This is a genomic window from Bacillus cereus group sp. MS39, from assembly GCF_040448665.1.
Classification (GTDB): Bacteria; Bacillota; Bacilli; order Bacillales; family Bacillaceae_G; genus Bacillus_A; species Bacillus_A wiedmannii.
In genome coordinates this window covers 4296185-4310514 of sequence record NZ_CP123058.1, presented here as the reverse complement: position 1 = coordinate 4310514, position 14330 = coordinate 4296185, and the positions used below count along the sequence as shown (strand labels likewise).

Here is a 14330-nt window from a genome sequence, read left to right as displayed (position 1 = left end):
ACAGGAGGTGATCGTTGTATATGCAGTTAATGGAATATCACTTGCTACTTTAATTTTCTTTTAATATAATTAATTTAGAATTTTTAAATATTCTAAATTTTATAAAGGTGGGGTTTGTGTGAATCTCGTTCAATCTTTGGCTGAAACGGCGAAAAAGAAGGGGGATAAACCGGCTTATATATTTATGGATCAGTCGGTCTCGTATGACCAATTAAACAAAATGGTCACAAGGTTTTCTAGCAATTTAGCAGAAATGGGCATTGGAAAAGGGGACAATGTCGCATTAGTTGTTGGAAACTCACCACATTTTTTGGTCGGTTTATACGGAACAATGAAAGCTGGAGCAACTGTTATTCCAGTTAATCCAATTTATACAGCAGACGAAATGCATTACATTTTACAAAATGGAGATGTAAAAACAATCATCGTACTCGACGTCCTTCTACCTGTTATACAATCTCTTACAACAAGACTTCCTTCACTTGAAAACATCATCATATGCGAAACCTCATCAGATTTTAACCATACAGAAACCGAAAAAATGAAAACGTTTACGAGAATGATAGGGGCTGGAGATTTAACTTTTGAAGGCCCAGAATTAGATGAAGAAGATGTAGCGGTTATTCTATACACTTCAGGTACAACTGGAAAACCGAAAGGTGCGATGTTAACACATAAAAACTTATATAGTAATGCGAGCGATGTGGCGTCGTATTTACAATATACTGCTGATGATCGCGTCGTTGCGGCTTTGCCAATGTTCCATGTATTTTGCTTAACAGTGGCGGTAAATGCACCGATTGTGAATGGAGCAACTATTTTAATGTTACCGAAATTTAGTCCGAAAGAAGTATTCCGTATTTGTCGCACGTACGAGCCAACGATTTTTGCTGGTGTACCGACGATGTACAATTATTTATATTTATTTGAAGAAGCAAGCGCAGAAGATGTGAAGACGCTTCGTCTTTGTATTTCAGGTGGTGCGTCAATGCCAGTTGCTCTTCTGCAAAACTTTGAAAAACGTTTTGACGTTATTGTTTCAGAAGGATACGGTTTATCAGAAGCATCACCAGTTACTTGCTTTAACCCGCTAGATCGTCCGCGTAAACCAGGATCAATAGGCACAAATATTTGGCATGTAGAAAACAAAATTGTGAACGAACTTGGGGAAGAAGTACCTGTTGGCGCAGTCGGTGAATTAATTGTTCGCGGGCCTAACGTTATGAAAGGATATTATAACGCTCCAGAAGACACAGCAGCGACATTGAAAGACGGATGGCTATATACAGGTGACTTAGCGAAAATGGATGAAGAAGGTTACTTCTATATTGTTGATCGTAAAAAAGATATCGTCTTAGTTGGCGGTTATAACGTATACCCTCGTGAAGTAGAGGAAGTATTATATACACACGAATCTGTAGCAGAAGTTGTCGTAATTGGCGTTCCTGATGAAAACTTAGGAGAAGCAGTACGAGCATACGTCGTTTTGAAACAAGCTAACGTAACAGAAGAGGAACTTATGCATTATTGCACGTTACATTTAGCAAAATATAAAGTGCCAATGAGTATCGAATTTTTAACAGAATTGCCGAAGAATACGACGGGTAAATTGTTAAGAAGAGCGTTAAAAGAAAAAGCGATGCAAGTTTAAAAATAGGGGCAACCATCTTTATGAAGATGGTTGCCTTTGTATTTTTTAGAATTGGTTAAGCTATAACCCCATATATTTAAACCGTAATATGACTAATAAGGAGGAGATATACGTGGAGCAAAAGGAATTACGTTTACGGAGAGTTCAATATCTTATTTGTGACATTATGGATGAAATGAACGCTGAAAGTGAGAAGAAAAACTTAGAAATACTGCAGCAAGTCATTGATCATCTTTCAGGTGCGATAGGTGATTTAGTCGATCCATCAAGCTCGTATTCTATTGATTATTTAGAGAGAAAGGTTCATACGGCTCATTATTTACTATTTAAAAATGAACGAAAGGCATATTTGTGCAGGAGATGATATTTTTGCGCTTAATTGATAATGATTATCGATTAAGTAGTTGCGTTGCGTATATTTATATAAAAGCAGCTGATACATACTATGTTATTTTTAAAACTTATAAAAAGTAAACAAATGAAAATATGAAACTATCAAAAAAATTTGCTGACTTAAACAATCATTGGGGTGCGAAGTATGCCAATATTTTAATCCAAGAAAACATTTCAGTTGGAACAGATAATGACTGGGCTCCAGATAAAGCGGTAAGCCGCGCAGAAGCAGCACAATTTATTGCGAAGACGGATAAGTTGAAGAAATAAATGAAACGGAATGAGAAATGAAGGCGCACAACGTTCACTTTTGTGAATAGATTGTGTGCTTTTTTTGTTGAGGGGTTTATTAATGGGATAGAGGTGGAGAAAGTATTGCCTCTTTTAATAAGGGGCTCGATAAACTTTATTTAAATCTATACCAAGATAAATGAAATATTATAATATAAAATTAATTTTCTGTGAATAACAATTATAATATTGTCGGTAAATTGTCGGATTTTGTGCACGAAATCTTCAAAACTTTAAAACTATATTTACTTTACTCTTTCGTTTGTTTACATTGTGATATGTAACATTATATATGTTAAAAATATTTCAGCGAGGTGAGTTTATGGAAGCAAAGAAATGGTATAGGTACTTAATCCAACTTATCGTAGTTGCATTAATTGTTACCTCCATACCACTGAATGGATTGGCAGAAACGGCACCACCGTTTACACCATCTCCAAATTCAGAACAAAGGCCAGAAACAGAAAAGAAAGAGGAAAAGGAAAAGGAGTTACCAGCTCCACATCCAGATCAGTTAAAGAAGGATAAGGCTAAAGCTAAAGCACAAGCAAATCCGACTGAGATTGTAGAAGAAAGAACGGAAACAGAAAAAGTTTTCGATAATAATGATGGTACGTATACGAAAAAGGTATATACGGAACCAATTCATGTTGAGAAAGATGGAAAGTTAGAAGAGGTTTCACCGAAATTAGTAGAAGCACCAAATGAAAAAATTGTAACAGAAAATACAACATTAGAACCAGAGTTCGAGAAAACAGCACAAGATGGAAAGTACGTTCAATTTAAAGTAAAAGATCATACGATTCAGTACAAATTAATGAGTGCAAATGGTGAAAAAGGTGAAGTGAAGCCGTCACCAGTTACTGCAACACATGAAAATAATACAGTCTGGTATAAAGGGATTTTCCCGAATATTGATTTAAAGAGTACGACGTTTAATGAAAACGTAAAAGAAGATTTTGTATTACGTGAATATACAGGACATCACATTTTTACTTTTGCATTAGAAACAGATTTAACACCGAATATACAGGAAGATGGTTCAATCGACTTCCAAAATGAGAAAAAAGAAAAAGTCTTCACATTACCGAAACCGTATATGAATGATTCAAATGTGGATCAACAATCAGGTGAGGCTGTAACGTCAGATGCGGTTCGTTACAATCTTGAGAAGAAAGATGAAAAAACATATACATTAACTGTTACCGCAGACCCGCAGTGGTTACAAGCACCAGAGCGAAAATATCCGGTATATGTGGATCCTTCTGTTGAACTAGGTAACTTTGAAAATGCGTACGCTGCAAGTGCCTATCCAACTGTAAACTATTCAGGAGGAAAACTTTGGGATTCCGGTCAAAATGCTTACACGTTAAAAGTAGGGTATTATGATGGGTCATCTGGAACAAACTTTGCATTTGTTAAACCGAATGTTTCAAATTTAAAAGGTGCAAAGATTGAAGGTGCTACATTCCATGCCTATACAGTTTGGCATTATTATGCGAATCAACCAAATGGTGTTTGGTTAGATGAAGTTACAGGTGGCTGGAATGTTGGTGGAGTGAACTGGAATAATAAACCGAACTCTGCAAATATTGCGCATGCTGATGTAACAAGAGGACAATGGGCAAAATTTAACGTAACAAATACAGTAAAAGCATGGGTGGAAGGCACAAAACAAAATAACGGCTTTAAGCTACATGCAAACGGAAATGGACAAAACCATTGGAAGAAATTTATTGCAGCTGAAAACGGAGCAAATGCACCGTACTTAGAAGTGAAATATTCTTACGCAAAACCGAATAAGCCAAGAGTACAAACTTACTCAAATGGTAGTGGTAGTGGTTCAGGTCACTTCAATCTACAATGGGATGCAGTTCCAGGAGCAACAGGTTATAAAGTTGCTATTTTTAATGGGTATGATTATGAATATATTCCTGTTGGGAATGTGACTAGTTGGACGACAAAAGATAAAAAAATCTTCCCGACGCCAGCAGAAATTGCACAAGGGGAATTTGAGTTCCATACAGATGGTACAAGTAGTGGTGGAGAAGCACCAGTTAATCCAGGGCCAATTTATAAAAATGCTCATTTAGCAGGTAGTCCCTATGGAGATTATAGTTGGAGACGTGGTTATTGGATTCGTATTGTTGCGACATATCCATTTGGCGATAGCCCGCTTTCAGATGAAGTAGTTCCATTTATTCCATTAGAGCAAGTGAAAAAGCCAGATGGTTCAGCTTACATTAATGCGACCGATAAGGCAACAGGATATGTGACATTGAAATGGGACCCGGTTCCTGAAGCATCTGGATATAAAGTTTGGATTTATAACGGAAAAGATTATGAAGCGTTCGATGTCGGAAATAAAACGAATTGGACAACGCAAAATGAGAAGATTTGGCCAACGAAAGATGAAATCGCAAAAGGTCAATATTTACTTCATCATGATAAAAAAGGGGCAGAATTAGCAGTTGATCCATCACCTGTGTATAAGAATTCTGGTGGAATCTATGCAGGTGCGCAAAACTATTGGTTCCGTGTAACAGCGTATAGTACAGCGGGGCATGCTGAAAGTGAAATTTCTCATGAATTTGTACCTAAATTCTCCCAAGACTTTGGATTTATGGGGATGTTTGATTACTGGGCATCTATTCCCGTTTTAAACGGACAAGTCAATGCTACAAATGGTAACTTTATCATGAGTGAGAAAGATATTACATTATCAGGGCGCGGACCGGACGTATCAGTAGAAAGAACGTATAATAGCCAAAGTAAAAAGGTAGGTCTATTTGGTACGGGTTGGTCGAGTGGATTAGAGGAAAGAATTTGGGCCGACGGAAATGGAAACTTACTGTTAATTTCTGCCAACGGAGCAAATGTTACATTTACTAAAACTGGAGACAATAAGTATCAAGCTCCTACTGGTATATATTTAGAGATTAAGCAAGTATCAGGCGGATATGAAATAAAAGATAAAGATCAAACTGTTACATTCTATAAATCTGGTGATGCACAGGGGCGTATTGAGTATACAAAAGATAAATATGGAAACACGACGACGTATGAATATGATGGTGAATCCCGTTTATCAAAAGTAAAGAATGCTTCTGGTAAAGAGTTAGTCGTACAATATGATGGTAATAATAAAAAAGCAGCAAGAGTAATCGGTCCAGATAACAAGACGATTACATTTAAGTATGATGGAGATTTACTCGTTTCTTCTACAACACCAGAAGGAAAAGTATATAAATACGGATATGATAATGGGGTACTAACATCTATTTATGATCCACAACATACAGATGCTAAACCATATAAAACATCGTATGCATATGAGAATGATAGATTAGTAAAAGTAACGGACCCATTAGGTAAAGCTACGACATTAGCATATAATACAGGTTCGAAGGAAGTTACGTTAACGAACCCTAAAGGACGTAAGACTGTTTATACGTATAACGATGCTGGAAATCCAGTGAAAACAGTTGAAGATGTGGGACGACTGAATTTAACGACATCGTATGAATATAATGCAAACAATTTAGTAAAAACAACAACTCCTAAAAATCAAACAGAAACAGCGACCTATGACGGTAATGGGAATGTAACTTCTGTTACTGATGAAATGGGAACTGAGAAGTTTGAATACAATAAAGACAACGGAATTATAAAAGCGACAGATAACGAAAATCGTGAAACAACAGTTGCCTATAAAGCTGCAAATACAGAAGTTTCTGAAACTGACCAAGCAGCAAATACATCATCTTTCATGCAGTATGATCAGTTTGGAAATCCAATTGAAACAACGAGAGAGTTAGGGACAGGTGAAAACCTAATTCAAAATCCAAGTTTTGAGATGAATGATACGCAGAGATGGACTGAAGAAAAGGGTAATAGCCAAGGAGCATTGAGAAAAGATACAATCTTTGCGCCAGGTGGATTGGGCGGATCTTCATCATTACGAATGATTGTACAGGCGCAAAATACTGGCTGGGGATATCATAGTGCGATTCAAGATATTGTAGTAGAACCAAATACAACATATACATTAAGTGGGATGATGAAAACATCATTAACACATGCTGGTGCATTCTTTAATGTTCAGTTGTTAAAAGAAGATGGAAATCCTCTTGATGGTGGAAATAATTGGTTTGATACGCGTCATAACAGGATAGAAGGCGAGAAAGATTGGACGAATCGCCAAGTAACTTTTAAGACGACAGGCCAAACGAAAAAAGTTAGAATATATCTACAAGTTGATTATAATCGAGCAGATTCAAGTGGTTCTGCATGGTTTGATAAGATGCAACTTGAAAAAGGAGAAGTGTCTTCAAGCTTTAATCCAATTGAAAATAGTAGTGTAGAGAATATGACGGAGAAAGGTTGTATTCCAGGATGGATTCGAGGCAATGGATCAAGTTGTGATCCGAAAGATACTTCCCATGAGGAAAGCTTTACAGGAGATTCGTCTATTGTATTAGAACGTAGCCAATATGGTGGTTCAGATGTAGGCTATGGTGCGCATATACATTTAAACCAACAAAAAGCAGAAACAATTACATTAACAGGGATGTCTAAATCTCAGAATGTAGAAAATACTGCATCAGATAAGCTCTCACGAGATTATTCTATTTGGGCAGATGTGTATTATCAAGATGGTAGTGGTACGAACTATCAGGCAAAATTCCCAAGTGGTACAAATGATTGGAATCGTAGTGCAGTTGTCATTCCTGCCACTAAACCAATTAAGCGTATGGAAGTCTACCTTCTATTTAGAAGAGAGAATAAAGGAAAAGTTTGGTTCGATAATATTCGTGTACTAGAAGGTAACGCTCTTATTAAAAACGAGTACGACAACGATGGAAATGTTATCGCAGCGTATGATGAAGATGGGCAAAAAAATACCTTTGCATACGATGCATCAGGAAATAAAAAGAGCGAAACCGATGAAAAAGGCAATACAAAACTATATGATTACAACAAAGATAATCTATTAACGAAGGTTACCTTAAAAAATGGTACCTCTGTAAATTATCGTTATGATCATAATGGAAATACAACAGAGAAATCTGTCATGTTTGGTGGGAAAACGCAAACACACAAATATGAATATGATGTAGATAATAAAAATACAGTGTATATCGATGCATTAAACCGTCGTATTGAAAATACGTACGATGAAAATGCAAACAAGATTAAAACACAAATGCCAAATGGCTCGATTCTAGAATCGGTATATGATACAGCAGATCGCGTCATTGGTGAAAAGCGTAATGGAAAAGATTCATTTACATTCGAACATGATCCGAATGGACAAGTTACGAAAGTGAAAGACCATGTCAACGGTGTAGAACGTACGAAAACATACGATAAGGCTGACCGTGTCACAAGTGCAACAGATAGCCGAGGCGGAAAAATTGATTGGGCATACCACGACAAAGCAAACAGTAAGACAGAAAAACTAAAAGAACAAACAATTACGCAAGGCGGATACACAAATAAAGTATCGTATGACTACAACACGTTAGATCAAAACATTCGTGTGACAGACGGTTCTCAAACGTATCGCTTTGATTATGACGATCAAGGAAATGTTCGTACGTATACAGCCGGAAATGGTTCAGGTTCTACTTTTAACTATGACCATGCGAACAAAATTAAAGATTTAGTAGTAGGTACATCAAACAGTATTCTTCTTTCTGAACGATATGAATATGACCAAGCGGGTAACCGTACGAAGATTAAACATGAAGGTGCGGGCGGGAAAATAACAGAAACAAACTTTGTCTATGACCCGATTAACCAACTATTAAATGAAGCACTACCAAATGGAACAAGTAAATCATACACATATGATGGATTTGGAAACCGTACAAGTGTGAAAGTTGTAGAGAATGGAAAAGAAACAAAATCTATAGCGGCAACATTCAATGATGGAAATCAGCTTGTAAAATTCGGAAACGAATCGTTAACGTATGATGCGAATGGTAATCGTACATCAGATGGAAAGTACAAGTATACATGGAATGAAGATGACCAGCTTGTAGCGATTACAAAACAAGGTGAGAGCAATGCATTTGCAACTTATAAGTATGATGAGGATAATCGTCGTATTGAAAAGAGTGTAAATGGTCAAGTAACACGTTATTTCTATGATGGAGATAGTATTAACCCATTATATGAGACAGATGGTAGTGGAAAGGTACTCCGCCAATATGTATATTCCGTAAATGGTTTACGCATGGCTATGAAATCGCAAGGACAAACGTTATACTATCACTATAATCCTCGTGGTGATGTAGTTGCGATGACAGATCAAAATAAAGAAGTTGTAGCCACGTATGAATATGATTCGTGGGGTAACGTATTAAAAAGTGAAGTAAAAGGTATCGCAGCAGACAATCCATTTGGGTATGCGGGATATATGTATGATAAAGAAATTGGTATGTATTACTTAATTGCAAGATACTATAATCCAGACCATGGTGTGTTCTTATCGGTGGATCCTGATCCGGGTGATGAGGATGACCCAGTCACACAAAATGGTTATACATATGCAGGGAATAACCCTGTTATGTCAGTAGATCCAGATGGTCATGCTTTTTGGTTAGTGGTTAATGCTGGTTTTGCAGTTTATGATGGATATGGTGCTTACAGATCAGGTAAAAGCGCAAGGGGAATTGCTAAAGCAGCCGCTATGGGGGCTATTGGCGGTGGTAGGTTTAAATATGGCGCTAAAGCTGTGCGTCAAGTAGCTAAACAAGTCAAAAGTCACAGGCATCATGCCTTTCCTAAATATATAGGTGGACATTCTAAACAACCATTAGTTAAGGTTCCAACTAATGTCCATAAACAATTGCATAAAGAAATGAGGAGCTTTGCACAGTCGAGTAGGAAACATAGTACAAAGTACTATAAAAATTTAAAAGAGAATAATCCAAAAGCGTATAGAAAAATTTTAAAGAAGACTTATAAATTTTATGATACAAAGTACCCGCAGTACAAGAAAGCTTTTGTACAAGGGGTTCACTATTCAAATAAACATGGATACTTTAAGTAAGTAGTTCAATGTGTGATATGAATTAGGAGGTTATACATGATAAGAAGACAAACATCAATGCTTATGTTAGATGAACAAAAAATTTTAATACCGAAAGTATTATGTACAATATATAATAATTTTGTTGTACTAGAAGCAAAAAGTAGAAAGTTAGAGTTAGAAATTATTTGTCCAACATATAAATTGCTTGTAGAAGATGTTTTTTTAGATATATATTTAAATAAATATCCAGATTTTATTCATAAGGATTATAGTTACTATTATAAAGAATTTAGTTTTCAAGAATCGAAGCTAAATATTGAGGGGCAATCTTTTGAGATTCTTAATGGAAATATTCAAATTGATTATTTATCAATAAGGACTTTTTCTATAGAAATGGAATTAGAATTAAGAGCGAGTAATGGTTTAAAAACTATGAGTACATTTTATTTATATCCCCTTATTAAGGAATCTACAATAGATGAGAGAAATATGTACTTTAGCAATCTTATTCCTCAAGTAGTTAAAGAGTTGGAGTCAACAATGGATTCATCTAGTGGGAAACCGATAGAAGAGTTAAGTCTTGAGGACTTTTCTGTTGCGCCAATCTGGGAATGGGATTACGGGCATGAGAGTATAGAGTATCAAGACGAGACTTGGGTCCGACCGTCTCGTGTTAAAAGTCTATTTGAATTAGAGAATATGGATGTCTTTATAAAAGCGTACTTAGTGTTAAATGATGATGAGATTCTATATCAATGCATTTTAAACATAGATGTAGACCAAGGAACAAAGACCCTTTCTATTATAGAAGGAGCTGTATTTGCAAATGAAGAGTATATCGATTTGAGAGATTTTTTATTCAATCCAAAAGTAAATACACAGAAGATAGTTTTTTATATTCAAGATCAAAGATTTGAAAAGATGAGTCCAATAAATTATAGAAAACAACAATGGGATTTAACATTTTCTTGGAGTAAGTAAGGTGAAGTATATAAAATTATAATGAAGGGTAAGCGTCAAACTTATTAATATTAATAAGTTTGACGCTTATTTTTTATGTTTAGAATAGACGAGAGGTTTTTACGGAATTGGTTGTAGTTAATTAATATAAGAAACTGAAGAATGGTAGATTAAGTTCTCAAATGCACCTTTAACTGTTAGAACAAAATAACAGTTAAAGGTGCATTTCCTTTATAAGTATAATTTAATATTCAAACGAGTAATTCTATATGTGTTCACTCGAACGAAGTGAAAGAGTTTGTAATTTAAACAAAAACCGAACCACCATCTAAATGGCGGTTCGGTTTTCTTTACTTTTTCTCAACTAATTTCTTATTCTTCCAATCTAGTGTGAACGATTTATTAAATGTTTTTTGATCAACGTCTTTTATGTTGTTTCCAACCCAGTTTGCAGTTCCGAATGTGTAGCCTGGACGAAGTTGGTAATCGTCGGCGTGTTTTGTATAAGCGACTTGTAAGTTAGATTGATTTGTATTTTTTTCAGAGATAACGACAGCGATCATACCAGGAGAAAATCCACTATTTGTTAATGCTGGAAGTTGATCCATCGGTATTAAATTACCTTTTGCATCAGATTCATATAGGTATGTGCGAGAGTACATGAACAGTTGGTTTCCATATAAAGAATGATAGGAATCACGTGTGTAAATACCCCAGTTTTGATTGTTATATCCGTTAAAGAATACGTTCCATTTTACGTTTTTGTTTGTTTGGTCAATTAAATTTGTTTTATAACTAGTTTGTTTATAGCTTACAGAGTCAGACCAAGTTACTTGACCAGTTGCACTAGCCTCACCGCTAGGGCCATTAGGCGTTACAGAAGCTTTAACAGAACCACCAAGTTGATAAGATACACTAGATGTTACAGTCGTTTCTTCTACAGCATTTGTAGGTGCTACGTTAAAGAAACGAGCGCTGTTATCTTGAAGGTTAAATGCAACATCATATTGTGAAGGATAACGTAATGTTGCACTAGCACCAGGGATTGGGTAGTTATCAATAGGTGCATCACTTATAGTAGGATTTGCTTTTAGAAAACTACCAGTTGTATTAATAACGGCAATCTGTTTATCTGCGCTTGGATCATCGATAAAAGTTACCTTTAAAGACATTGTCATATTATCAGCTTGATCATTATTAAATGTATTATAGCTCGTATGTGTTTTTGCGTTTTGTCCGATATCTGTTACAACTTGTGATGTTGTTTGAGCATAAGCAGCAGGTGTTGAAAGAGTTACAGCGCTACTAGCAAAAACAGCGGATAATGCTAAACATTTTAAGTATGTTTTAGAACGTTTCATGCAATCACTTCCTTTTATCTTTGTCGATATATGTCGTATTACATTTATATCGTAACATGAAAATAATACAGAATGAATGCATATGCATAATTGCATAGGTGAGTTTTGAAGGATAAAGATAATAGAATTTCATCCAACACTTAAGACTCTAAAATGCCCATTACAGCCGTTCCTAAAAATTTTAAGACGATATGTTTACCAATGTTTTTATTGGGAAGATTGAAGTGCTTAATATTTACGTTATAAGTGCATAACAAGTTATAATAGAAGAAATCAATAAGGAGGCTGGCTGTGAAAAATCTTCGTTATTTCAATATATTTACTATGTTACTTGTATACACACTACTTATGCTTTACATAGGCTGGAACGGCTGGGTTTGGCTTCATGCGGTATTTGGCTGGGAATCTTGGGGATATTACGCTTTCGTAGTCGGTTTTATTTCATATGCGTACATTCTCGTGCAAGTGTTTAAGTTCTTGCCATTTTTACGAACGATAGGTTCGATTTGGTTTGCGGTCATACAATACGCGCTTATGTTGTTGCCTTTAGCTAATATTATGGTCTTTCTTTTACAGTTTTCAGTGGAGAAAGAAGCGGCAATTATTTGGACAGGGGCGGCCGTGTTACTTGCGTTTATCTTTATTTTTGCATATGGGGTATTTAACGCATATAGCCCGGTAGTAAGAAAATACGAGGTGCACATACCGAAAAAAGTAGAGGGACGTAAAAGTTTACGCATTGCGATGGCTTCTGATATGCATTTCGGTAAATTATCTGGCGTTTCGCATTTAAAAAGACTTGTCCGTCATGTAAATGAAATGGAGCCTGATATTATTTTACTGCCAGGTGATATTATAGATGATCATCCAGGTGTGTTCATTCAAAAAAATATGGGACATATTATGAAACAAATGACAGCTCCACTAGGCGTATATGGTGTGTTAGGAAACCACGAATATTACGGACGAGCGGTTCCTGAATTTTTACAAGAGATGGATAAGATTGATATTCGTATTTTATTAGATGAAGTAATTACAATTGAAGATGATTTTTATCTCGTTGGAAGAAGAGATAAAACAGAGCGAGATCGCCAAAGCTTTGAAAGTTTAATGAGTACAGTGGATAAATCCATGCCTGTTATTGCAATGGATCACCAACCATTTGAGTTGAAACAAGCAGCGGATGCTGGCGTCGATTTATTATTATCCGGCCACACGCACCGCGGACAAATGGCACCGAATCATATTGTAACGAGAAGAATGTACGAATTAGACTGGGGATACGCACAAAAAGGTGCATTCCACGCGATTGTTTCGTCTGGTTTCGGATTCTGGGGACCACCGCTTCGACTTGGAAGTAGATCTGAGATTGTGCAGGTGGAGGTTACGTTTGAATAAGTGTATGTAATAGAGAGCTAATGGCTCTCTATTTTTATAAATAAAAAAAGGCTCCACATAAGGAGCATTCAATAAAAACAAATGAATTAAAACAAATAACAGACATGTATAATATACAACATTAATAATTGATATAAAAATATTCAGATTTATAATTTGTGTTGATGTCGATTTCATAAAAGAGGTACGATTATAAAACAAGGCTGAAATAAAGGGGGATTATAAGTGATTATATCAGATGTACTATACGGAGAATTTGAAGTGGATCCAGTAGTAGAAGAATTAATTGTAAGTAAGTCTGTGCAAAGGCTGAAAGGTATTCATCAAAATGGCGCAAGCTACTTAATAAATGAGAAATGGAATGTAACGCGCTTTGATCATTCTGTTGGCGTTATGTTGTTAATTAAGAAACTCGGTGGTTCAGTGGAGGAACAAATTGCTGGTTTACTGCACGACGTATCGCATACTGCTTTTTCTCATGTGATTGATTACGTTTTTGAGAATAGAAATGAAAGTTATCATGAAGAGATATTTAGTTCTGTTGTGAAAAACTCAGAAATTCCAGCGATCCTTGCGAAGCATGGTTATAACTATGAAGATATTTTGTTAGATGATTCGAAGTGGACGTTACTCGAAAGGTCCGCGCCAGAATTATGTGCAGACAGAGTGGATTATACGTTACGAGATATGTATACATATGGGTATATTTCTTTAGAAGAAGTTCACAGTTTTTTAGAGGATGTCATCGCTGTAGATGGGAAAATGGTCCTTCAAAATATCGAAATAGCTGAATGGTTTACAGAAACGTATTACAAAGAAGTAATCGATTTCTTTATGAAACCAATGAATATTTACGGAAATGATATGTTAGCTAAGACGTTAAAGCTAGCTTTTCATAAAGAGGTTATTCATGCAGATGATTTTCTTCTTGAAGATGATGAGCTAATTTCGAAATTGCAGCAATGTAGCGATCCAGAAGTACATAGTTTATTAAGCAAAGTTCATCCGAATGTAAAAGTAAAAGAAGATAGAAACGACTATGATTTGTATCAGAAAAATAAAGTCCGTCTCATTGATCCTCCATTACTTCGGGAAGGTGAAGTTGTTCGATCGTCTGTTGTGTCGGAAGAAATAAGACGGATGAGTGAGGTCGCTTATGAAAAAGCGGTGAGAGGGATGTATGTGAAAGTGATTTCGGATTAAAAAGAAGAGCATCACTTCAAGATGCTCTTCT

Annotated in this window: 7 protein-coding genes and 2 pseudogenes; 7 read left to right on the top strand and 2 right to left on the bottom strand. The window is 35.8% G+C overall.

Annotation, left to right across the window (positions count from 1 at the left end; translation table 11 throughout):
• Window positions 1-118 precede the first annotated feature (118 nt).
• The 5 genes and pseudogenes from QEP67_RS22310 to QEP67_RS22290 all read left to right on the top strand — a co-directional run bounded on the left by QEP67_RS22310 (window position 119) and on the right by QEP67_RS22290 (window position 10358).
• Window positions 119-1651: a fatty acid--CoA ligase family protein gene (locus QEP67_RS22310; RefSeq protein WP_001055157.1), complete on the top strand. Its 1533-nt coding sequence runs from the start codon at window positions 119-121 to the stop codon at window positions 1649-1651.
• A 112-nt stretch (window positions 1652-1763) separates the two neighbouring features.
• Complete coding sequence (locus QEP67_RS22305) at window positions 1764-2015, top strand: hypothetical protein (RefSeq protein WP_000435469.1); 252 nt, start codon at window positions 1764-1766, stop codon at window positions 2013-2015.
• Window positions 2016-2128: 113 nt separating this feature from the next.
• A pseudogene (locus QEP67_RS22300) lies at window positions 2129-2314 on the top strand (S-layer homology domain-containing protein); the annotation flags it as partial.
• A 343-nt stretch (window positions 2315-2657) separates the two neighbouring features.
• On the top strand, window positions 2658-9395 hold the full coding sequence (locus QEP67_RS22295; RefSeq protein WP_000387555.1) for a DNRLRE domain-containing protein: 6738 nt from the start codon (window positions 2658-2660) through the stop codon (window positions 9393-9395).
• 36 nt (window positions 9396-9431) lie between these two features.
• A complete protein-coding gene (locus tag QEP67_RS22290; RefSeq protein WP_000621202.1) occupies window positions 9432-10358 on the top strand; it encodes a hypothetical protein in 927 nt (308 codons plus the stop codon).
• A 329-nt stretch (window positions 10359-10687) separates the two neighbouring features.
• Here QEP67_RS22290 and cytK2 read toward each other — a convergent pair whose 3' ends face one another.
• Both cytK2 and QEP67_RS22280 read right to left on the bottom strand, forming a co-directional pair.
• The gene (gene cytK2, locus QEP67_RS22285; RefSeq protein ID WP_000830631.1) at window positions 10688-11698 is read right to left on the bottom strand and encodes a beta-channel forming cytolysin CytK2; all 1011 of its coding nucleotides are present in this window, start codon (window positions 11696-11698) and stop codon (window positions 10688-10690) included.
• Window positions 11699-11841: 143 nt separating this feature from the next.
• Window positions 11842-11955, bottom strand: a pseudogene (locus QEP67_RS22280) (TetR family transcriptional regulator); the annotation flags it as partial.
• 34 nt (window positions 11956-11989) lie between these two features.
• Here QEP67_RS22280 and QEP67_RS22275 point away from each other — a divergent pair.
• Window positions 11990-13096: a metallophosphoesterase gene (locus QEP67_RS22275; RefSeq protein WP_000793645.1), complete on the top strand. Its 1107-nt coding sequence runs from the start codon at window positions 11990-11992 to the stop codon at window positions 13094-13096.
• 225 nt (window positions 13097-13321) lie between these two features.
• Window positions 13322-14299 (top strand): HD domain-containing protein, encoded by a 978-nt coding sequence (locus QEP67_RS22270; RefSeq protein ID WP_000587040.1) that lies wholly within the window; start codon window positions 13322-13324, stop codon window positions 14297-14299.
• Window positions 14300-14330 lie beyond the last annotated feature (31 nt).

What these genes read in the sequence shown, in the direction of transcription:
- QEP67_RS22295 (WP_000387555.1), top strand. Translation starts at nt 2,658, where the DNA reads ATGGAAGCAAAGAAATGGTATAGGTACTTAATCCAACTTATCGTAGTT.
- cytK2 (WP_000830631.1), bottom strand. Translation starts at nt 11,698, where the DNA reads ATGAAACGTTCTAAAACATACTTAAAATGTTTAGCATTATCCGCTGTT.
- QEP67_RS22290 (WP_000621202.1), top strand. Translation starts at nt 9,432, where the DNA reads ATGATAAGAAGACAAACATCAATGCTTATGTTAGATGAACAAAAAATT.